Source organism: Pseudoblastomonas marina (assembly GCF_014641655.1).
GTDB lineage: Bacteria > Pseudomonadota > Alphaproteobacteria > Sphingomonadales > Sphingomonadaceae > Alteriqipengyuania_A > Alteriqipengyuania_A marina.
The window spans coordinates 1-513 of sequence record NZ_BMID01000053.1 but is presented as its reverse complement, the minus strand read 5'-3'; the positions used below and the strand labels follow the sequence as shown (position 1 = coordinate 513).

The following is a 513-nucleotide window of genomic DNA, read 5'->3' as shown; positions in this document are numbered from 1 at the left end:
TGTATGAAAGACTATATGTATATGTAAGTTATACGGGAAAAGAAGAATTCTATTTGCCTAAGCATATGTCAAAAGAAATCAATAATTTGCCGAGATCAGTATCAGGTGAGGGTGGATTCTTTTTAAGTTTACCTTTAGTTATATTGGCCTTATTTTCTATATTCTTTGGTTTTATTACTAAAGATATATTTATAGGTTTAGGATCTAACTTTTTTATAGATAATAGCTTATTTATTCATCCTATTCATGAGATAATGATAGATACTGAATTTGCTGTACCTACATTATTTAAACTATTGCCTTTTATATTTACTATATCTTTTAGTTTAATAGCTTTAGTTTTATCTGAAAAATACCCAAACTTAGTTGTTCATTTTAAATTATCTAGATTAGGTTATAATCTTTTTGGTTTCTTTAATCAAAGATTTTTAGTTGAATTATTTTATAATAAATATATTACAAATTTAGTTTTAGATTTAGGTGGACAAATTACTAAGATTTTAGATAAAGGTA

At 24.0% G+C, this 513-nt stretch carries 1 protein-coding gene; it reads left to right on the top strand.

Translation table 11 applies throughout. The features are described 5' to 3' along the window. Nucleotides 1-65: 65 nt before the first annotated feature. A partial coding sequence (locus tag IEW49_RS13520; protein ID WP_229658245.1) for a hypothetical protein occupies nucleotides 66-513 on the top strand: 448 nt, incomplete at its 3' end.